This window comes from Pseudomonas sp. Leaf48 (assembly GCF_001421885.1).
In the GTDB taxonomy this organism is placed as follows: Bacteria; Pseudomonadota; Gammaproteobacteria; order Pseudomonadales; family Pseudomonadaceae; genus Aquipseudomonas.
Genome location: NZ_LMLH01000001.1, coordinates 168433 through 186807 on the forward strand (window position 1 = coordinate 168433; position 18375 = coordinate 186807).

Consider the following 18375-nt stretch of genomic DNA (forward strand, 5'->3'; position numbering starts at 1 on the left):
GGTTTTAATGGTGTTGCCAGTGCATTTATAGGTTATTAGATTTCATCCGGAAAGCCCAGGTACGGCGTGTTGCGTTCCAGGATATTCAAACTCAAAATCATTTGATGATCTATGGTCGGATTTAAAGGGTGCGATATTCGTAGGGGGAAGTATCCTTCGCGGCTCCAATCAACTTCAAGAAACAGTCGTTTTCCATTTCGAGTTTGCAGGTATATATTTTCATTGTTGCTTGAAAGACTGTCGAGTGTGAGGGTTTTTCCATCAGTGTTCAGGATTGTGAAACCCGTAGCTTTTGCACTGTTCGCTATAATATACTGGTCGTTTATGTCTAGAGTCTTTCCGAAATGGTTGCCTTCGGAACGGATATAAATGTTGTAGAAATCACCTTCGCAGCGAAAGTAAAAGATAAGGGCGGTGTCGTTGTGTTCGCTCACACTTAATGTGTCGTTGTTGTACGAGCGGTGAATGATCAGTGGTTTGCCTTTCAATGCCAATGTCGCAAGAAATGACTTTTGTCTGAGTGTGTTCATAGTGGAAATCCTTTTCAGCTATAAAGTTATGTAAAGATTTAATTTTGTTGAAAGATAAACTAAGGTGCGTTGCGCTCTAAAATATTCAACTCGAGGTTCAGCTTGTATTGGCCAACCGTTGACACCCTTTGTGGATCGTCTCCCCAGACAATTTCGGTTTTTAACTCCTTGCCATCCCGGGTTTGCAGACGTATCACTTCTTTGTCGTTTGTCAGGTTATCGAGTGTCACGACTTTCCCGTCAGCATTCGTAAGATTGAACGTGGTTGGGTTGTTCGTGGTAGCGACTGTAAACACCACACCGGCCAAATTGATGGTTGGCCCTAAATGGTCATCTTTCGACCAGGCGTGCAGGGTGTAATGACCTTCTTCATAACGGAAATACACGACGTCGGCGACCCCGTTCTCGACGAGCGTCCATACCGGTGTATTGCCATTATGGGAAACCATCGCCAAGGCATTATTACCCGTATTCAATGTTGCGAGAAACGATTTGTGTTGTTGGGTACTCATACTGAGATTCCTTTTTCAGTGTTTTAGAATTTGCAGATAGTTCAAAGTCACTGCCAATCACAGCTTATCCATTTTTTATGAATAAGTGGCCTGATTAAATATTAAGTAATCATCCATAAAAAACGCCCCGATTATCGGGGCGTTTTTTGTACTTTATAGCCAGGCATTCAACAGCAATTTACAAACTTGCGATCCTTGCATGCTGTTCTGCCAATTTTCCCAAAGCCTGTTCGGCTTCGGCCAATTTGGCGCGTTCTTTCTCGATGACTTCGGCTGGCGCCTTGTCAACGAAACCGGCGTTGGACAACTTGCCACCCACGCGCTGCACTTCGCCTTGCAGGCGCTGGATTTCCTTGTCCAGACGCGCAAGCTCGGCACCTTTGTCGATCAGGCCGGCCATCGGCACCAGCACTTCCAGCTCGCCGACCAGTGCGGTAGCGGACAGTGGTGCTTCTTCGCCAGCAGCGAGTACGGTGATCGACTCGAGGCGCGCCAGCTTTTTCAGCAACGCTTCGTTCTCGGTCAGGCGACGCTGATCCTCGGCGCTGACGTTTTTCAGGAACAGCGGCAGCGGTTTGCCCGGGCCGATGTTCATTTCGCCACGGATGTTACGCGTGCCGAGCATCAGGCCCTTGAGCCATTCGATGTCGTCTTCGGCTGCCTGATCAATGCGTGTTTCATTGGCCACCGGCCAAGGCTGCAGCATGATCGTCTTGCCTTCGATACCGGCCAGCGGCGCGATGCGCTGCCAGATTTCTTCGGTGATGAACGGCATGAACGGGTGCGCCAGACGCAGGGCGACTTCCAGTACGCGAACCAGGGTACGGCGAGTGCCGCGCTGACGTTCGACCGGTGCGTTTTCGTCCCACAGCACTGGCTTGGACAGTTCCAGGTACCAGTCGCAGTACTGGTTCCAGATGAACTCGTACAAGGCTTGTGCGGCCAGGTCGAAACGGAACTGGTCGAGTTGACGGGTCACTTCGGCTTCGGTGCGTTGCAGTTGCGAAATGATCCAGCGGTCAGCCAGGGACAGCTCGTAGGCTTCGCCGTTCTGGCCGCAGTCTTCGCCCTTGTCCAGCACGTAGCGCGCCGCGTTCCAGATCTTGTTGCAGAAGTTGCGATAGCCTTCGACGCGGCCCATGTCGAACTTGATGTCGCGACCGGTGGACGCCAGCGAGCAGAAGGTGAAGCGCAGGGCGTCGGTGCCGTAGCTGGCGATGCCTTCGGCGAATTCGTCGCGGGTCTGCTTCTCGATCTTTTTCGCCAGCTTCGGCTGCATCATGCCGGAGGTGCGTTTCTGCACCAGGGCTTCGAGCTCGATACCGTCGATGATGTCCAGCGGGTCCAGGACGTTGCCCTTGGACTTGGACATCTTCTGGCCCTGGCCATCGCGCACCAGGCCGTGAACGTACACAGTCTTGAACGGAACCTGCGGCGTGCCGTCTTCGTTTTTCACCAAATGCATGGTAAGCATGATCATCCGGGCAACCCAGAAGAAAATGATGTCGAAGCCGGTGACCAGTACGTCGGTGGAGTGGAATTTCTTCAGGAACTCGGTCTTCTCCGGCCAGCCGAGGGTGGAGAAGGTCCACAGGCCCGAGCTGAACCAAGTGTCGAGAACGTCATTGTCCTGTTGCAGGGCAACGTCCGGGCCGAGGTTGTGCTTGGCGCGCACTTCGGCTTCATCGCGGCCTACATAGACCTTGCCAGACTCGTCGTACCAGGCCGGAATCCGGTGACCCCACCACAGCTGACGGCTGATGCACCAGTCCTGGATGTCGCGCATCCACGAGAAGTACATGTTTTCGTATTGCTTGGGCACGAACTGGATACGGCCGTCTTCAACGGCGGCAATCGCAGGCTCGGCCAATGGCTTGGTCGACACGTACCACTGGTCGGTCAGCCATGGTTCGATGATGGTGCCGGAGCGGTCACCTTTCGGCACTTTCAGGGCGTGATCGTCGACGCTGACCAGCAGGCCGGCGGCGTCGAACGCGGCCACGATCTGCTTGCGCGCTTCGAAACGGTCGAGACCGGCGTATTCGGCCGGGATCTTGCCGTCGATGGTTTCGTTCAGCGTGCCGTCGAGGTTGAACACCTGGCAAGCCGGCAGGACTGCAGCGTTCTTGTCGAAGATGTTCAGCAGCGGCAGGTTGTGGCGCTTGCCGACTTCGTAGTCGTTGAAATCGTGAGCCGGGGTGATTTTCACGCAGCCGGTGCCGAATTCAGGGTCGCAGTAATCGTCGGCGATGATCGGGATGCGGCGGCCAACCAGGGGCAGCTCGACAAATTTGCCGATCAGGGCTTTGTAGCGTTCGTCGTTCGGGTTCACCGCGACGGCGGAGTCGCCGAGCATGGTTTCCGGGCGAGTGGTCGCGACGATCAGGAAGTCGTTGCCTTCAGCGGTTTTCGCGCCGTCAGCCAGCGGGTACTTCAGGTTCCACAGGAAACCTTTCTCGTCGTGGTTTTCCACTTCGAGGTCGGAAATCGCCGTGTGCAACTTGGTGTCCCAGTTGACCAGGCGCTTGCCGCGGTAGATCAGGCCGTCTTCATGCAGGCGCACGAAAGCTTCTTTAACCGCTTCCGAGAGGCCGTCGTCCATGGTGAAGCGCTCGCGGCTCCAGTCCACGGAGGAGCCGAGACGACGGATTTGACGGCTGATGTTGCCGCCGGACTCATCCTTCCATTCCCAGACTTTCTCGAGGAATTTCTCGCGGCCCAGGTCGTGGCGACTCTGGCCTTTGGCTTCGAGCTGACGCTCCACCAGCATCTGTGTGGCGATACCGGCGTGGTCGGTGCCCGGCTGCCACAGGGTGTTGCGACCCTGCATGCGGCGGAAACGGATCAGGGCGTCCATGATCGCGTTGTTGAAGCCGTGACCCATGTGCAGGCTGCCGGTGACGTTCGGCGGCGGGATCATGATGGTGTAGGACTCGCCCGCGCCTTGCGGGGCGAAGTAATTCTCTGACTCCCAGGTGTTGTACCAGGAAGTTTCAATGGCGTGCGGCTGGTAGGTCTTATCCATGCGCGGCGGGACCCTATTGGCATTTATTCAGGAAAAGCCGGCAAGTATAGCGGGGATGAGCGCATGCGCGTAGAGCGAGGTGACGGTGGGGGGGAATAATTGTGATGGTTTGGGGGGATGTTTTGCCCTTGCGGACGCCATCGTCGGAACGCCGAGTTCCGACGATGGCGAACTATCAGGCAACCCGATTCAGATCATTATGCCGCGTCTCCTTCAGGCACAGCACCGCAATCAGGCTCAGTACCGCCGCCCCGGACACATACCCGCCGACGTAACTCAAACCGCCCATTGCCACCAGTTTCTGCGCAAAGAACGGCGCCGCCGAAGCCCCGACAATACCCCCCAGGTTATAAGCCGCCGAAGCGCCGGTATAGCGCACATGGGTGGGAAACAGCTCCGGCAACAGCGCGCCCATGGGTGCAAATGTCACACCCATCAGGAACAGTTCGATGCACAGGAACAACGCCACGCCCCAGGTCGAGCCCTGGGTCAGCAGTGGTTCCATGAGGAAACCGGACAGTACCGCCAGTACCCCACCGATCATCAACACCGGTTTGCGCCCGTAGCGGTCGCTGGCCCAGGCCGACAGCGGCGTGGCGGCAGCCATGAACAGGACGGCGAAGCACAGCAGGCCGAGGAAGGTTTCGCGGCTGTAGCCGAGGGTCGATACGCCGTAGCTCAGTGAGAATACGGTGGAAATGTAGAACAGCGCATAGCACACCACCATTGCACCGGCACCCAGCAATACGGGCACCCAGTACTGGCTGAACAACTCGACCAGGGGGAGTTTCACCCGTTCCTGGCGCGCCATGGCGTTGGCGAACACTGGCGTCTCATGCAGCTTGAGGCGCACGTACAAGCCGACCATCACCAGCGCGGCGCTGAGCAGGAACGGAATGCGCCAGCCCCACGAGCGGAACTGCTCGTCGTCCAGCGTCATGGCCAGGGTCAGGAACAGACCGTTCGCCGCCAGAAAGCCGATGGACGGGCCGAGCTGCGGAAACATGCCGAACCACGCGCGTTTGCCCTTTGGCGCGTTTTCCGTCGCAAGCAATGCCGCGCCACCCCATTCGCCACCCAGCCCCAGGCCCTGGCCGAAGCGCAGCACGCAGAGCAGGATCGGCGCCCATGCTCCGATGCTGTCGTAGCCCGGCAATACGCCGATCAGCGTGGTACACACGCCCATCAGCAGCAGGGAGGCGACCAGGGTCGATTTGCGCCCGATACGGTCACCGAAGTGACCGAACAGCGCCGAGCCCAAGGGGCGAGCCAGGAAAGCGATGCCGAATGTGAGAAACGCCGAGAGCATCTGGGCGGTGCCCGACGTCTGCGGAAAAAACACCGGGCCAATGACCAAAGCGGCGGCGGTGGCATAAACGTAGAAGTCGTAAAACTCGATGGCCGTGCCGATAAAGCTCGCAGTGGCCACGCGGGTGGCGGAGTTTGTCGGTTGAGCGGGTGCGGAATCGCTGTAAGTCGTGCTGGTCGTCATGCGGTTATCCCTGACTGTCATGTGCCCCGATGGAGCGAATTATTATGGTCGAGTACCCAGGGATGTGGGTGAGGGCGCGGTCGCTGTTCCAGGTAGGAACAGTCGGCGGTTGCTTGCGGATCTTGCAGGTGTCAGGCCGGAAATTGCGAGGTGCGGGGTAAGCACGGGGCCGGCGGGGCTTGGGTAAGCGGTTTGATTATAGGAAGGTGGCTAACGAATCAACAAGAGCAAAAAGATCGCAGCCTCGCTTCGCTCGAAAGCTCCTGCAGGGGAACGCAATGCAGGCTGCGATCTTTTGATCTTTATCTATCGAACGGTGGCGATAGCAGGGGCGGAACTGGTCTGCCAGATCAGCACCTGGGTAACGCGATTGTCCTCGGTCTCCAGGATCTCCAGCCGATAGCGGCCGATCCTCAGGCAAACGGCGCTGTCGGGAATAGTCTCCAGCGCCTCGGTCACCAGACCGTTCAGGGTTTTCGGGCCGTCGCTGGGCAGGTGCCAGCCGAGGCTCTTGTTCAGCTCGCGGATTGACGCGGCGCCATCGATAAGCAGGCGTCCATCGGTTTGCGGGTGGATGTGCGGATTGTCCAGGCTGTGCTGGCTTTCGAATTCGCCGACGATTTCTTCGAGGATGTCTTCCAGGGTCACGATGCCCAGCACTTCACCGTACTCGTCGACCACCATGCCCAAGCGCCGCTGCTGTTTATGGAAATTGAGCAGTTGCAGTTGCAGCGGCGTGCTTTCCGGTACGAAGTAGGGTTCGTGGCTGGCGGCCAGCAGCGCTTCTTTGGTCAGGCTGGCGTCGGGCAGCAGATGCAGGATGTGCCGGGTGTTGAGCACGGCTTCGACCTGATTGATATCGCTGTGGAATACCGGCAGGCGCGTGCGTCTGTTGTTGCGCAGTTGCTCGATGATCTCTTCGATGGAGTCGTCGAGGTTGATCCCGTCCACATCGCTGCGCGGCACCAGGATGTCATTGACCGTGATGTTGTCCAGCGCATGGATGCCCGAGAGTGCATGAGGGCGGTTTACCGGGTTTTCCGGGACGTCGTTGCGCTCGGTCGCAACCTCGTCCTCACTCTGTTGCACGACTTTGGCTTTGCGGGCGAACGGTCGCATCAGCAACTGGCTGATACCGTGCAGCAGCCAGGCGGCCGGGTAGATGATTCTCAGCGGCACGCGCAGCAGATTGTTACCCTGGGCCAGGATGGTCTCGGGGTAGCGGGCGGCGAGGGCGCGCGGCAGGTAATCGGCGAACACCAGCACCATGGCGCCAGCACCCAGGCAAGCAATCCATGGACCATTTTCGGCCCAGGTGAACAATGCCAGCAAGGTGCTGATGATCACCACCAGCGCACGGCATAGGGTGTTGCAGAAGATCAGGCTGACCAGGGGGAAACTCAGTTTCGCCGGTGGTTTGTCGCTGGAGCGTGTGGCGATGCGCTGGGCCAGCAAATGCTGGTGCGCCGCTTCGATGGCAGTGAAAAGCCCCGACCATAAGATCAGCAGGGCAATTACTGCAAGCATCGGCCCTATGGGCAAGTCGTCCATTTATGCGCCGCCCGTCAGATATGCAGGATGTATTCGCGAACCAGCTTGCTGCCGAAGTACGCCAGCATCAACAGGCAAAAGCCGGCCAGGGTCCAGCGGATCGCCTTGTGCCCGCGCCAGCCGAGGCGGTTACGGCCCCAGAGCAGCACGCTGAAGACAATCCAGGCCACGCAGGCCAGCAAGGTTTTGTGCACCAGATGCTGGGCGAACAGGTTCTCGACAAACAGCCAGCCGGAGATCAGCGACAGCGACAGCAGCGTCCAGCCGGCCCAAAGGAAACCGAACAGCAGGCTTTCCATGGTTTGCAGCGGCGGGAAGTTCTTGATCAGGCCGGACGGGTGCTTGTGCTTGAGCTGGTGGTCTTGAAGCAGCAGTAGCAAGGCCTGGAATACCGCGATGGTGAACATGCCGTAGGCGAGGATCGACAGCAGGATGTGGGCGAGGATACCCGGTTCTTCGTCGATGACCTGTACGGTGCCGGCCGGGGTGAACTGCGCCAGCAGCGCGGTCAGGGCCCCGAGCGGGAATAGCAGCACCAGCAGGTTTTCCACCGGGATCCGCGAGCAGGCCAGCAGGGTCAGGGCAATGACCGCCGCCGCAATCAGGCTGGCGGCGCTGAAGAAATCCAGGCCCAGCCCCATCGGGGTTATAAGGTGGGTGACCAGGCTGGCGCCATGGGCCAGCACGGCAAGCACGCCGAGCAGAACCAGCAGGCGCTTGTCGGCCTTGGCCCTGGTGGCCAGGCGAGTGCCTTGATAGAGAGTCGCAGCGGCATACAAGCAGGCGGCGGCGAGTGTCGTAAGCAAACTGGGTGACAAGGGGAGCATAAATCCTGTTAGGCAAGCCCGAAAGGCACTGAGTTTGGCATAGAACCCACATGGCACGAAAGACCGCACAAGCCTGACGGCGAGGTGTCCGCCGGGCGCAGTCTTCGCTATAATCCGCGACCTGCCCACGCCGCAGGCTCGCCGAGCACAGTTTTAGTCCGGTGCGGGCCGCCATTATCCCGGTCTACACAGGGCCTGAAAGGATCGCGCAATGTTTGAAAACTTAACCGACCGTCTCTCGCAGACGCTGCGCCATGTCACCGGCAAGGCCAAGCTGACCGAAGACAACATCAAAGACACCCTGCGCGAAGTGCGCATGGCGTTGCTCGAAGCCGACGTCGCCCTGCCGGTGGTCAAGGACTTCGTCAATTCGGTCAAGGAGCGCGCAGTCGGCACCGAGGTGTCGCGCAGCCTGACGCCGGGTCAGGCCTTTGTGAAGATCGTTCAGGCCGAGCTGGAAAGCCTGATGGGCGCGGCCAACGAAGACCTCAACCTGAGCGCCGTTCCGCCAGCGGTCATTCTGATGGCCGGTTTGCAGGGCGCGGGTAAAACCACCACCGCCGGCAAGCTCGCGCGCTTCCTTAAAGAACGCAAGAAGAAGTCGGTCATGGTCGTGTCCGCGGACGTTTACCGTCCGGCGGCGATCAAGCAGCTGGAAACCCTGGCCAACGACATCGGCGTGACCTTCTTCCCGTCGGATCTGAGCCAGAAGCCGGTCGACATCGCCAACGCGGCTATTAAAGAAGCAAAACTCAAATTCATCGATGTAGTCATCGTCGATACCGCCGGTCGCCTGCACATCGATGAAGAGATGATGGGCGAGATCAAGGCGCTGCACGCCGCGATCAACCCGGTCGAAACCCTGTTCGTGGTTGATGCCATGACTGGCCAGGACGCCGCCAACACGGCCAAGGCCTTCGGTGATGCGCTGCCGCTGACCGGCGTGATCCTGACCAAGGTCGACGGCGATGCCCGCGGCGGTGCTGCCCTGTCGGTGCGTGCCATTACCGGCAAGCCTATCAAGTTCATCGGTATGGGCGAGAAGAGCGAAGCGCTCGATCCGTTCCACCCTGAGCGTATCGCTTCGCGCATCCTCGGCATGGGCGACGTGCTCAGCCTGATCGAGCAGGCGGAAGCGACGCTCGACAAGGACAAGGCCGACAAGCTGGCCAAGAAGCTGAAAAAGGGCAAGGGCTTCGACCTCGAAGACTTCCGTGATCAGCTGCAGCAAATGAAGAACATGGGCGGCCTCGGCGGGCTCATGGACAAGCTGCCGAACATCGGTGGCGTGAACCTGGCGCAAATGGGCAATGCCCAGGGTGCGGCAGAGAAGCAGTTCAAACAGATGGAAGCCATCATCAATTCCATGACCCCGGCCGAGCGCCGCGACCCTGAGATGATCAGCGGTTCGCGCAAGCGCCGGATCGCCATGGGCTCCGGCACCCAGGTGCAGGACATCGGTCGCTTGATCAAGCAGCACAAGCAGATGCAGAAGATGATGAAGAAATTCTCCGCGAAAGGCGGAATGGCCAAGATGATGCGCGGCATGGGCGGTATGTTGCCCGGCGGCGGCATGCCAAAGATATAGTGCTCTGTTAAGCCAGTACTGCTCAATTTGGGCGGTGTCTGGCGTCCTCATGCGGCGTTGCCGCTCCTTGAGGGCACCAGCCACTCGCCAAAATTGAGCGTACTGGCCTAACAGAGCACCAGAATCCGCGCCGGTCGTCGCACCGGCGCAGACCCCGCAAGGACGCGGGATCAACAGCAAACCCGCACTTGGCGGGAGCTGACCGGCCGTTTTCATTGACGGCTCTATATGCAAATCTGCACGGCATGCCATAGGCGCCGGAAAAAGTCATTTGCAAAAGTCCGGATATTCCTTAGAATATGCGGCCTTTCGGGCACCCATGCCCGCTGTGCATTTAGATTTGCAGCACCGACTACAGGAACGATGTTCACATGCTAACAATCCGTCTTGCCCTTGGCGGCTCCAAAAAGCGCCCGTTTTACCACCTGACCGTAACCGACTCCCGCAACCCGCGTGACGGTTCCCACAAAGAACAGGTTGGTTTCTTCAACCCTGTTGCTCGTGGTCAGGAAGTTCGTCTGTCCGTGAACCAAGAGCGCGTAGCCTACTGGCTGAGCGTTGGTGCACAACCTTCTGAGCGCGTTGCTCAGTTGTTGAAGGAATCTGCTAAGGCTGCGGCCTGAGCAATATGAACGCGACGCCAGCTGTTGCTGATGATTTGATCGTTATCGGCAAAATTTACTCGGTACACGGCGTTCGCGGCGAAGTGAAGGTGTATTCCTTTACTGATCCGATCAAGAACCTGCTGGACTACAAAACCTGGACGCTCAAGCGTGACGGCAATGTAAAGCAGGTAGAGCTGGTCAGCGGACGCGGGAATGACAAGTTCCTGGTCGCAAAGCTCAAGGGTCTCGATGATCGTGAAGAAGCTCGTCTTCTGGCCGGTTATGAGATCTGCGTGCCGCGCAACCTGTTCCCTGAACTGACCGACGGCGAGTACTACTGGTACCAGCTGGAAGGTCTCAAGGTCATCGACACCCTCGGGCAACTGTTCGGGAAGATCGATCACCTGCTGGAGACCGGCTCGAATGATGTAATGGTGGTCAAGCCTTGCGCTGGCAGCCTGGATGATCGCGAACGCCTGTTGCCCTATACGGAGCAATGCGTGTTGGCCATCGACCTGGCCGCAGGCGAGATGAAGGTGGATTGGGACGCGGACTTCTAAGCGTGGCTAACTTGCGCGTAGAAGTGATCAGTTTGTTTCCCGAGATGTTCTCCGCCATCAGCGAGTACGGCATCACCAGTCGTGCGGTGAAACAGGGGCTCTTGCAGCTGACCTGTTGGAATCCGCGAGACTACACGACGGATCGACATCACACTGTGGACGATCGCCCGTTTGGCGGTGGTCCGGGCATGGTGATGAAGATCAAGCCCCTGGAAGATGCTCTGGTTCAGGCCAAGGCAGCAGCCGGGGAGGCGGCGAAGGTAATTTACCTGTCCCCCCAAGGCCGTCAACTGACTCAGTCGGCGGTACGCGAGTTGGCGAATCTGGATGCATTGATCCTGATTGCCGGCCGCTATGAAGGCATTGACGAGCGTTTTATTGATGCTCATGTCGATGAAGAGTGGTCGATTGGCGACTATGTACTGTCTGGCGGCGAGCTGCCGGCGATGGTCCTGATCGATGCGGTTACACGACTGCTGCCTGGAGCTTTAGGGCATGCGGACTCCGCCGAGGAAGATTCCTTTACGGATGGTTTGCTGGATTGCCCGCATTACACCCGACCGGAGGTGTATGCGGATCAGCGTGTTCCCGACGTATTGCTAAGTGGCAATCACGCGCACATCCGGCGTTGGCGTTTACAGCAGTCCCTTGGTCGGACCTATGAACGACGCGCCGATCTTCTGGAAAGCCGCTCGCTTTCTGGAGAAGAGAAGAAGCTGCTCGAGGAATACATCCGCGAGCGGGACGATAGTTAACAACGTATCGATGGTAGATCCGACGATTTACCTTAGGAGCACAGCATGACTAACAAAATCATCCTTGCACTCGAAGCAGAGCAGATGACCAAAGAGATCCCTACCTTTGCCCCGGGCGACACCATTGTCGTTCAGGTGAAAGTGAAGGAAGGCGACCGTTCGCGTCTGCAAGCGTTCGAAGGCGTAGTTATCGCCAAGCGTAACCGCGGCGTAAACAGTGCATTCACCGTTCGTAAAATCTCCAACGGTGTTGGCGTAGAGCGTACTTTCCAGACCTACAGCCCGCAAATCGACAGCATGGCCGTTAAACGTCGCGGTGACGTACGTAAAGCCAAGCTGTACTACCTGCGTGACCTGTCCGGTAAAGCAGCTCGCATCAAGGAAAAACTGGCTTAAGTCCAGCTTCCGATGCAGAAAAAAAGCAGCCTGCGGGCTGCTTTTTTGTTGCCCGCAATTTATCTTCGTTGGCCGTATTAGCGGTCCCTCCTGAGCCTTTATGCCAGCCATCGAACATCCATTGATAGACCAGTTCCTCGACGCCCTGTGGCTGGAAAAGGGTCTGTCCGACAACACCCGCGACGCCTACCGCAGCGATCTGGCCTTGTTCAATGGCTGGTTGCAGGAAAAAGGGCTGGAGTTGATCAACGCCGGGCGCGAATTGATCCTTGATCACCTCGCCTGGCGCCTGGAGCAAAACTACAAGCCTCGCTCGACCGCACGATTTCTTTCCGGTGTGCGTGGGTTCTATCGCTATCTGCTGCGGGAAAAACTCATCGCCGTCGATCCTACCCTTCGCATCGACATGCCGCAGCTGGGCAGGCCGCTGCCCAAATCCCTGTCAGAAGCCGATGTGGAGGCGTTGTTGAAGGCGCCGGACCTGAGCGAAGCCATAGGTCAGCGCGATCGCGCCATGCTGGAAGTCCTTTACGCCTGCGGCCTGCGGGTGACGGAGTTGATCAGCCTGACGCTGGAGCAGGTCAACCTGCGCCAGGGTGTGCTGCGCGTGATGGGCAAGGGCAGCAAGGAGCGACTGGTGCCGATGGGCGAGGAAGCGATCGTTTGGGTCGAGCGCTACCTGCGCGATGCCCGCGTTGAATTGCTCGGTGGACGCCCCAGCGATGTGTTGTTCCCCAGCCAGCGCGGCGAGCAGATGACCCGCCAGACTTTCTGGCACCGAATCAAGCATCAGGCCAAAGTCGCCGGGATTGGCAAGTCGCTGTCGCCGCATACCTTGCGCCATGCCTTCGCCACGCACCTGCTCAATCACGGGGCGGACCTGCGGGTGGTGCAGATGCTGCTCGGCCACAGCGATTTGTCGACCACCCAGATCTATACCCATGTGGCCCGGGCACGATTGCAGGACCTGCATGCCAAACACCACCCGCGCGGCTAGCACGGTTACCGAAATTGAAATGCTGACCTGTGGCTAGGGGGTTTACCCCCGTTCGGCTGCGCAGCACTCGTAAACCGGTACTCACGGAGCAACCCATTTAATCCGGTGGTAGATTTTTGGGGTTGCTTCGCAACCCAACGGGGGTAAACCCCCTCGCCACAATAATGGGTGTCAGTTAGCAAAGTGGTGTCTTTGTTACCCGCATTCGGCCACACCGGCCTTATGTGGTAGGCTTGAGCGGTTTGCACGATGGGCGGTTATGACCCGGTGTTTCGGCACGGGCGTTCTGGTCGTCCCATATGTTCGCCTTCAGGAGTTCTCATGCGTCTGACCCAGATTTTCGCCGCCGCAGCCATTGCGTTGGTCAGCACCTTTGCCGTCGCCGACGACGCGGCCGACAAAGCCATCCGTAAAAGCCTGGAAAACCTCCAGCTCGAAGTACCGGTCGAAACCATCACCGCCAGCCCGCTGCCGGGCCTGTACGAAGTCAAGCTCAAGGGCAGCCGCGTGCTTTACGCCAGCGCCGATGGCCAATACGTGGTTCAGGGCTACATGTTCCAGCTCAAGGACGGCAAGCCGGTCAACCTGACCGAGAAGACCGAGCGCCTGGGCATCTCCAAGCTGATCAACGACATCCCGGTTGCTGAAACCGTGGTGTACCCGGCGATTGGCGAAACCAAATCGCACATCACCGTATTTACCGACACCACTTGCCCGTACTGCCACAAGCTGCACGCCGAAGTGCCCGAGCTGAACAAGCGCGGCATCGAAGTGCGCTATGTGGCGTTCCCGCGCCAGGGCCTGGGCTCGCCGGGTGACGAACAGTTGCAAGCGGTCTGGTGCTCGAAAGACAAGAAAGCCGCCATGGACAAAATGGTCGATGGCAAGGAAATCAAGGCCGCCAAGTGCGATAACCCGGTTTCCAAGCAGTTCGCCATTGGTCAGTCGATCGGCGTGAACGGCACACCGGCCATCGTTTTGGCCGACGGTCAGGTCATTCCGGGCTACCAGCCGGCGCCACAAGTCGCCAAACTGGCGCTGGGCGCGAAATAATTTCGCATCGTCACGGGTAACCGTTGGCGATCATGGTCCGGTGTCAGTTTTGCCGGGCCATCAATAGAGAGTCGCGAACATGCGGCTGTTTTCACGGCCGGCCTCGAGTCGGCCGTTTTATGGGGAGTTCACAGTGAAACCGGTCAAAGTAGGCATCTGTGGGTTAGGGACCGTCGGTGGCGGTACCTTCAACGTACTTCAGCGCAACGCCGAGGAAATTGCTCGTCGTGCCGGGCGTGGGATCGAAGTGGCGCAAATTGCCATTCGCACGCCAAAGCCTCAGTTCCAAACGACCGGTATTGCGATTACCACCGATGTCTTCGAAGTGGCCACGAACCCTGAGATCGACATCGTTATAGAGCTGATGGGCGGCTACACCGTTGCCCGCGAGCTGGTACTCAAGGCCATCGAGAATGGCAAGCATGTGGTCACCGCGAACAAGGCATTGATTGCCGTTCACGGTAATGAAATTTTCGCCAAGGCCCGCGAGAAAGGCGTGATTGTCGCGTTCGAAGCGGCAGTGGCCGGTGGCATCCCGGTGATCAAGGCGATTCGCGAAGGCCTCTCGGCTAACCGTATCAACTGGGTAGCGGGCATCATCAACGGCACCGGCAACTTCATTCTCACAGAAATGCGTGAGAAGGGCCGTACCTTTGAAGACGTGCTGGGCGAAGCCCAGGCTTTGGGTTACGCCGAAGCCGATCCGACTTTCGACGTCGAAGGCATCGACGCAGCCCACAAGCTGACGATCCTCGCTTCCATCGCTTTCGGCATTCCGCTGCAGTTCGACAAGGCCTACACCGAAGGCATCACCAAGCTGACCACGGCTGACGTGAACTACGCCGAAGCCCTGGGCTATCGCATCAAGCACCTCGGCGTGGCCCGCAGCACTGCAGCCGGTATCGAGCTGCGCGTGCACCCGACGCTGATCCCGGCCGATCGCCTGATCGCCAACGTCAACGGCGTGATGAACGCGGTAATGGTCAACGGTGACGCTGCCGGCTCGACCCTGTTCTACGGCGCTGGCGCCGGCATGGAACCGACCGCTTCGTCGGTCATCGCCGATCTGGTGGACGTGGTTCGCGCCATGACTTCCGATCCGGAAAACCGTGTACCGCACCTGGCTTTCCAGCCGGATTCGCTGTCGGCTCACCCGATCCTGCCGATCGAAGCCTGCGAAAGTGCTTACTACTTGCGCATCCAGGCCAAGGACCATCCTGGCGTGCTGGCCCAGGTCGCGAGCATCCTGTCGGAGCGCGGTATCAACATCGAATCGATCATGCAGAAAGAGGCCGAGGAACACGACGGTCTGGTGCCGATGATCCTGCTGACCCACCGTGTGGTGGAACAGCGCATCAACGATGCGATCGCCGCCCTGGAAGCCCTGGCGGGGGTAGTCGGTCCGGTCGTGCGTATCCGCGTCGAGCACTTGAACTAAATAATAACAGCGGCGAGCTGTAAGCCCCCAAGCGGCAAGTTGAAGGCAGTTCAGCTTTAACTTGTCGCCAATAGCTTGAAGCTCAAAGCTAAAATCGAAGGTTTGCCCCTATGCGCTACATCAGTACCCGCGGCCAGGCACCGGCCCTGAATTTCGAAGACGTCCTGCTGGCAGGTCTTGCCACCGACGGCGGTCTGTACGTCCCGGAAAACCTGCCACGTTTCACCCAGGAAGAAATCGCTTCCTGGGCCGGCCTGCCTTATCACGAGCTGGCCTTCCGAGTGATGCGCCCGTTTGTTACCGGCAGCATTCCCGATGCCGATTTCAAGAAGATTCTCGAAGAAACATACGGCGTGTTCGCCCACAGCTCCGTGGCCCCACTGCGTCAGTTGAACGGCAACGAATGGGTACTGGAGCTGTTCCACGGCCCGACTCTGGCGTTCAAGGACTTCGCCCTGCAACTGCTGGGTCGCCTGCTCGATTACGTGCTGGAAAAGCGCGGCGAGCGCGTGGTGATTGTCGGTGCCACTTCCGGTGATACCGGCTCGGCTGCCATCGAAGGTTGCAAGCACTGCGAAAACGTCGACATCTTCATCCTGCATCCGCACAACCGTGTGTCCGAAGTGCAGCGTCGGCAGATGACCACCCTCTTCGGTGAGAACATCCACAACATCGCCATCGAAGGTAACTTCGATGACTGCCAGGAAATGGTCAAGGCGAGCTTCGCCGACCAGGGCTTCCTCAAGGGTACTCGCCTGGTGGCGGTGAACTCGATCAACTGGGCGCGGATCATGGCCCAGATCGTTTACTACTTCCACGCCGCCCTGCAGTTGGGTGGCCCGGCGCGTTCGGTGTCGTTCTCGGTACCGACCGGCAACTTCGGCGACATCTTCGCCGGTTACCTGGCACGCAACATGGGCCTGCCGATCAACCAGTTGATCGTCGCCACCAACCGCAACGACATCCTGCACCGCTTCATGAGCGGCAACCAGTACGTCAAGGAAACCCTGCACGCGACGCTGTCGCCATCCATGGACATCATGGTGTCGTCGAACTTCGAACGCCTGCTGTTCGACCTGCACGGTCGCAATGGCGCGGCCATTGCCGGCCTGATGGATTCGTTCAAGCAGGGTGGCGGCTTCAGCGTCGACCAGGAACGCTGGACCGAAGCCCGCAAGCTGTTTGACTCTCTGGCCGTGGATGATGCTCAGACCTGCGAAACCATCGCCGAGGTCTACGAGCAAACCGGCGAGGTGTTGGACCCGCACACGGCCATCGGCGTCAGGGCGGCACGGGAATGCCGTCGTAGCCTGGATATTCCTATGGTGGTCCTGGGTACGGCGCATCCGGTCAAGTTCCCCGACGCGGTGGAAAAAGCCGGTGTAGGAAAAGCGCTACAACTGCCTGCACATCTTTCTGATTTGTTTGAGCGTGATGAGCGTTGCACCGTGTTGCCAAACGACCTGAAGGCCGTACAGGCCTTTGTCAGTCAGCATGGCAACCGCGGCAAGCCTTTGTAACAGGCTGATACTGTCACATTTTGAAGCCCGTCTACTGACGGGCTTTTTTGTTCCAGCATGCATACTTGTCATGTTTCGCCCATGAAGGAGAGGCGAGTGAATCACGAAGGACGGGGTAATGCTGGTTTCAAGAGGGTTCAAATCTGCCGCGCGCTGGCTGTTGTTAATGGCTGTTCTCGGGGCAGGGCAATGGGCGGTGGCGGCACAGTCGGGCAAGCCCCGTGCGTCAGATACCGGTACCTTGATCAAACTGGATGCACGAGAGCGGCAATGGCTTGCCGAGCATCCACGAGTGGTTGTCGCGTCTAAGCAGTATCCACGTTACCTGTTCAGGGACGCGGAGGGTCGGTGGAGTGGCTTCAACTACGATGTTCTTCAGCGCATCAGCGCCATGACGGGTCTGCAATTTGTCTATGACGAGTCGTTTTCCACCGGCCAGTTGCTGGCCAGGCTGGAAAACGGTGCGGCTGACATGAGCACGATCCTGTCAATGAATGATGAGCGTAAGGCACTCCTGGACTTCAGTCACGCCTTTGGCGGCGCAGCCTGGGTATTCGTCGGCCGTGCGCAGGCGCCTGTGGTGGAGTCGCTGGAACAACTGAAAAAAAGGGTGCTGGTGCTACCCAGCCAACATGCCCTGGAGCCCATCATTCGCCGTGACTTTCCGTCCATCGAGGTGCGTACGGTGAAAACCTACGCCGAGGCGAGGGCATGGGTCGAAAGCGGCGAGGCCTACGCCACTATCGAAAACGAAATCACCGCCCGGCTCTACCCGCCGGGCCAGCTCCAGGTCGGCCATGCAGTGGAAGGCACCTGGGCCGGTGATTATCTGGCGGTACGCAAGGGGCAGCCGCAGTTGTTGAGCATTCTCAACAAGGCGCTGGAAGCGTTCCCGCCCGCCGAGTTACGCGCGATACGGCATAAATGGTTCGAGACCCTGGCTCCTGCGCCACGACCCTCGACCTGGCAGCGGCTGAACCGGGAAAGTGGTTGGGGGCTGTTGCTGGTCAGTGTGCTCGCTGTGCTGTTGCTGCTGTGGAGTCGGAGGCGTGCGGTACTGGCGCGCCAGCGTCCGAGCGCCGAGAAAAAACTGCGCGATAAACTCGCCTTTCAGAATGCATTGATAGATGCCATGCCCGACCCGATGTTCGTCCGGGATCTGCAGGGGCGCCTGGTCATGTGCAACAAAAGTTATGAGGATGTTTTATCGACCCGCTTCGATCTGATTCAGGGGCGTCAGTTGACCGAAGTCGACGTCATGCCCAGGCACACCGCTGAACTGCTGCATAGCGAACTCATGGCTCAGTTGGCTGCACGCAGGGCGCGCTTCTGCGAGCGTCAATTGATGTTCAAGGATGGCATGAGGAACATCTATCAATGGTCGGTGCCGTTTTACAGCGCGGACGGGCAGTTGCGGGGATTGTTGGGAGGCTGGGCCGACATTGGTCAAAGGAGCCGACAGAGCTGATGCCGGCGTTTTTTCTCTGTCATGTTTGCCGTGCATGCTCTGTGGATGTGACGTACAG

Annotated in this window: 16 protein-coding genes; 10 read left to right on the plus strand and 6 right to left on the minus strand. The window is 58.6% G+C overall.

What is annotated here, in order from left to right; translation table 11 throughout:
- Nucleotides 1-35: 35 nt before the first annotated feature.
- The 6 genes from ASE98_RS00780 to ASE98_RS00805 all read right to left on the minus strand — a co-directional run bounded on the left by ASE98_RS00780 (nt 36) and on the right by ASE98_RS00805 (nt 7937).
- Nucleotides 36-530, minus strand: a complete 495-nt coding sequence (locus ASE98_RS00780) for a hypothetical protein (RefSeq protein ID WP_060539533.1) — start codon at nt 528-530, stop codon at nt 36-38.
- 59 nt (nt 531-589) lie between these two features.
- The gene (locus ASE98_RS00785) at nt 590-1042 is read right to left on the minus strand and encodes a hypothetical protein (protein WP_060539534.1); all 453 of its coding nucleotides are present in this window, start codon (nt 1040-1042) and stop codon (nt 590-592) included.
- A 178-nt stretch (nt 1043-1220) separates the two neighbouring features.
- Nucleotides 1221-4067, minus strand: a complete 2847-nt coding sequence (locus ASE98_RS00790) for a valine--tRNA ligase (RefSeq protein ID WP_060539535.1) — start codon at nt 4065-4067, stop codon at nt 1221-1223.
- 175 nt (nt 4068-4242) lie between these two features.
- Complete coding sequence (locus ASE98_RS00795; protein WP_060539536.1) at nt 4243-5559, minus strand: MFS transporter; 1317 nt, start codon at nt 5557-5559, stop codon at nt 4243-4245.
- A 306-nt stretch (nt 5560-5865) separates the two neighbouring features.
- Nucleotides 5866-7110, minus strand: a complete 1245-nt coding sequence (locus ASE98_RS00800; protein WP_060539537.1) for a transporter associated domain-containing protein — start codon at nt 7108-7110, stop codon at nt 5866-5868.
- Nucleotides 7111-7124: 14 nt separating this feature from the next.
- Complete coding sequence (locus ASE98_RS00805) at nt 7125-7937, minus strand: cytochrome C assembly family protein (protein WP_060539538.1); 813 nt, start codon at nt 7935-7937, stop codon at nt 7125-7127.
- 211 nt (nt 7938-8148) lie between these two features.
- Between ASE98_RS00805 and ffh the strand changes: the two genes are divergently transcribed.
- The 10 genes from ffh to ASE98_RS00855 all read left to right on the plus strand — a co-directional run bounded on the left by ffh (nt 8149) and on the right by ASE98_RS00855 (nt 18317).
- Nucleotides 8149-9525 carry a signal recognition particle protein gene (gene ffh, locus ASE98_RS00810; protein ID WP_060539539.1) on the plus strand — a complete coding sequence of 459 codons (1377 nt, stop codon included), beginning with the start codon at nt 8149-8151 and terminating at the stop codon, nt 9523-9525.
- A 371-nt stretch (nt 9526-9896) separates the two neighbouring features.
- On the plus strand, nt 9897-10148 hold the full coding sequence (rpsP, locus tag ASE98_RS00815) for a 30S ribosomal protein S16 (protein WP_003198088.1): 252 nt from the start codon (nt 9897-9899) through the stop codon (nt 10146-10148).
- Nucleotides 10149-10153: 5 nt separating this feature from the next.
- A complete protein-coding gene (gene rimM, locus ASE98_RS00820) occupies nt 10154-10690 on the plus strand; it encodes a ribosome maturation factor RimM (protein WP_034149001.1) in 537 nt (178 codons plus the stop codon).
- A 2-nt stretch (nt 10691-10692) separates the two neighbouring features.
- Nucleotides 10693-11445: a tRNA (guanosine(37)-N1)-methyltransferase TrmD gene (gene trmD / locus ASE98_RS00825; RefSeq protein WP_007941398.1), complete on the plus strand. Its 753-nt coding sequence runs from the start codon at nt 10693-10695 to the stop codon at nt 11443-11445.
- A 45-nt stretch (nt 11446-11490) separates the two neighbouring features.
- Nucleotides 11491-11841, plus strand: a complete 351-nt coding sequence (gene rplS / locus ASE98_RS00830; RefSeq protein WP_003175895.1) for a 50S ribosomal protein L19 — start codon at nt 11491-11493, stop codon at nt 11839-11841.
- 100 nt (nt 11842-11941) lie between these two features.
- Nucleotides 11942-12838, plus strand: coding sequence for a site-specific tyrosine recombinase XerD (xerD, locus tag ASE98_RS00835; RefSeq protein WP_060539540.1), 897 nt, complete (start codon nt 11942-11944; stop codon nt 12836-12838).
- A gap of 321 nt (nt 12839-13159) precedes the next feature.
- On the plus strand, nt 13160-13891 hold the full coding sequence (locus ASE98_RS00840) for a DsbC family protein (RefSeq protein ID WP_060539541.1): 732 nt from the start codon (nt 13160-13162) through the stop codon (nt 13889-13891).
- 133 nt (nt 13892-14024) lie between these two features.
- Nucleotides 14025-15329: a homoserine dehydrogenase gene (locus ASE98_RS00845; RefSeq protein WP_060539754.1), complete on the plus strand. Its 1305-nt coding sequence runs from the start codon at nt 14025-14027 to the stop codon at nt 15327-15329.
- 110 nt (nt 15330-15439) lie between these two features.
- Nucleotides 15440-16849 (plus strand): threonine synthase, encoded by a 1410-nt coding sequence (gene thrC, locus ASE98_RS00850; protein ID WP_060539542.1) that lies wholly within the window; start codon nt 15440-15442, stop codon nt 16847-16849.
- Between the two features lie 118 nt (nt 16850-16967).
- Nucleotides 16968-18317, plus strand: a complete 1350-nt coding sequence (locus ASE98_RS00855; RefSeq protein ID WP_060539543.1) for a transporter substrate-binding domain-containing protein — start codon at nt 16968-16970, stop codon at nt 18315-18317.
- Nucleotides 18318-18375: the final 58 nt, after the last annotated feature.

Bases quoted from the DNA above. Each gene is read 5' to 3' on its own strand.
- ASE98_RS00780 (WP_060539533.1), bottom strand. From the start codon at position 530: ATGAACACACTCAGACAAAAGTCATTTCTTGCGACATTGGCATTGAAA.
- ASE98_RS00785 (WP_060539534.1), bottom strand. From the start codon at position 1,042: ATGAGTACCCAACAACACAAATCGTTTCTCGCAACATTGAATACGGGT.
- ASE98_RS00790 (WP_060539535.1), bottom strand. From the start codon at position 4,067: ATGGATAAGACCTACCAGCCGCACGCCATTGAAACTTCCTGGTACAAC.
- ASE98_RS00795 (WP_060539536.1), bottom strand. From the start codon at position 5,559: ATGACGACCAGCACGACTTACAGCGATTCCGCACCCGCTCAACCGACA.
- ASE98_RS00800 (WP_060539537.1), bottom strand. From the start codon at position 7,110: ATGGACGACTTGCCCATAGGGCCGATGCTTGCAGTAATTGCCCTGCTG.
- ASE98_RS00805 (WP_060539538.1), bottom strand. From the start codon at position 7,937: ATGCTCCCCTTGTCACCCAGTTTGCTTACGACACTCGCCGCCGCCTGC.
- ffh (WP_060539539.1), top strand. From the start codon at position 8,149: ATGTTTGAAAACTTAACCGACCGTCTCTCGCAGACGCTGCGCCATGTC.
- rpsP (WP_003198088.1), top strand. From the start codon at position 9,897: ATGCTAACAATCCGTCTTGCCCTTGGCGGCTCCAAAAAGCGCCCGTTT.
- rimM (WP_034149001.1), top strand. From the start codon at position 10,154: ATGAACGCGACGCCAGCTGTTGCTGATGATTTGATCGTTATCGGCAAA.
- rplS (WP_003175895.1), top strand. From the start codon at position 11,491: ATGACTAACAAAATCATCCTTGCACTCGAAGCAGAGCAGATGACCAAA.
- xerD (WP_060539540.1), top strand. From the start codon at position 11,942: ATGCCAGCCATCGAACATCCATTGATAGACCAGTTCCTCGACGCCCTG.
- ASE98_RS00840 (WP_060539541.1), top strand. From the start codon at position 13,160: ATGCGTCTGACCCAGATTTTCGCCGCCGCAGCCATTGCGTTGGTCAGC.
- thrC (WP_060539542.1), top strand. From the start codon at position 15,440: ATGCGCTACATCAGTACCCGCGGCCAGGCACCGGCCCTGAATTTCGAA.
- ASE98_RS00855 (WP_060539543.1), top strand. From the start codon at position 16,968: ATGCTGGTTTCAAGAGGGTTCAAATCTGCCGCGCGCTGGCTGTTGTTA.